The sequence below is a fragment of the Streptomyces sp. PT12 genome (assembly GCF_003311645.1).
GTDB lineage: Bacteria > Actinomycetota > Actinomycetes > Streptomycetales > Streptomycetaceae > Streptomyces.
On the sequence record NZ_QEST01000067.1, the window covers coordinates 1 to 1965 of the forward strand.

1 protein-coding gene is annotated in these 1965 nt (G+C 73.8%); it reads right to left on the minus strand.

The annotated features are described in order from the left end of the window. A partial coding sequence (locus tag DEH69_RS05465; RefSeq protein ID WP_147255440.1) for a beta-ketoacyl synthase N-terminal-like domain-containing protein occupies positions 1-1965 on the minus strand: 1965 nt, incomplete at both ends.

Consider the following 1965-nt stretch of genomic DNA (forward strand, 5'->3'; position numbering starts at 1 on the left):
ATGCCTCGGGCGACGCCCCCGACAACGGCCACACCACCCCCGACGCCGGAACATCAGCAGGCGCGGCGACGCCGTCGACGGGCTCGGGCGCGGCCTCAAGGATCACATGTGCGTTGGTGCCACTGATCCCGAACGAGGAGACGGCGGCGCGACGCGGCCGATCGCGTTCGGGCCACGGCCGGGACTCCACCAGGAGGGACAGCGCGCCCGACGACCAGTCCACATGGGGTGACGGCTGCTCCGCGTGCAGCGTCCTCGGCAGCGTTCCCGCCCGCATCGCCATGATCATCTTGATCAGGCCGCCGACGCCCGCCGCCGCCTGGGCATGGCCGATATTGGACTTCAACGAGCCGAGGAAGAGCGGGTCTTCGGCGTCCCGGCCCTTCCCGTAGGTGGCCAGCAGCGCGGTGGCCTCGATCGGGTCGCCCAGCGTGGTGCCGGTGCCATGCGCCTCCATCGCGTCCACATCGGCGGGCCCCAGCCCGGCGGCGCCCAGCGCCAGCCGGATGACCTCCTCCTGCGACGAGCCATTGGGCGCGGTGAGCCCGTTGCTGGCGCCGTCCTGGTTGATCGCCGAACCGCGCAGCACCGCGAGGACGCGGCGGCCCTCCCGCCGCGCCTCGTCCAGGCGTTGCAGCACCAGCACGCCGACGCCCTCCGCCCAGCCGGTGCCGTCGGCGCCCGCGCCGAACGCCTTGCACCTGCCGTCGGCGGCCAGCCCTCGCTGGCGGCTGAACTCCAGGAACATCCCGGGCGTCGGCATCACCGTGACGCCGCCAGCCAGCGCCATCGAGCACTCGCCCTGCCGCAGTGCCTGGGCGGCCAGATGCACCGAGACCAGGGACGAGGAACACGCGGTGTCCACCGTGATGGCCGGCCCGTTGAGGCCCAGCACATAGGCGACCCGTCCGGACAGCACGCTCGCCGCGCCGCCGGTCAGCAGCTGCCCCTCGAAGCCCTCGGGGGCCCGGTGCAGCGGCGCCCCGTACTCCTGCGCCATGGCGCCGACGAACACGCCGGTGCCTGTGCCGCGCAGCGCCGAGGGCGCGATCCCGGCGCGTTCGATCGCCTCCCAGGAGGTTTCCAGCAGCAGCCGCTGCTGGGGGTCCATGGTCTGTGCCTCGCGGGGCGAGATGCCGAAGAACGCCGCGTCGAAGTCGGCGACCCCGTCGAGGAAGCCGCCCTTCCTGGTGTAGGAGGAGCCGACGGCCTCCGGATCGGGGTCATAGAGCGCGTCCAGATCCCAGCCACGGTCGGTGGGGAAGTCACCGATGGCGTCCCGGCCTTCGGCGACCAGCCGCCACAGGTCCTCGGGGCTGGCCACGCCGCCGGGGAACCGGCAGGCCATGCCGACGACGGCGATCGGCTCGTCGGCCCGTCCCGGCGCGATCCGGCCCCGGTCGCGACGTCCGGCCGGTGCCTCGTCGCCGGCGACGCCCAGGTCCTGCCGCAGCCGCTCGGCGAGCGCCGCCGGCGTGGGGTGCGAGAAGAGTACCCCGGACGGCAGCCGCAGCCCGGTGGCCGTGTTGAGCCGGTCGCGCAGCTCCACCGACATATGCGAGTCGAAGCCGGCCTCCTTGAACGGAACGGTCCGCTCGACCCGTTCGACATCCGGATGCCCGAGGACGGCCGCCGCGTGCCGACGCACCAGGTCGGTCAGGACCTCCCGTTGACCGGCCGTGTTCTGTCCGGCGAGCCCGGGGACGGCCGACGCGCTGGTCGATGCGACCACGGGCTTATCGGCTGGCTCATCGGCGGTGGCGGCGGGCCGTCGGCGGGGACCGGCGGTGGTGTCCAGCCAGTGACTCTCGCGCTGGAAGGGGTAGGTGGGCAACTCGGCGCGGCGGCCCTCGAAGCCCGGGTAGAGCCGGTCCCAGTCGATCCCGACCCCGCTGGCCCACGCCTGCGCCAGGGAGGTGTGGAAGCGGTCGGTGCCTCCGTCGTCGCGGCGTAGCGTGCCGAGGG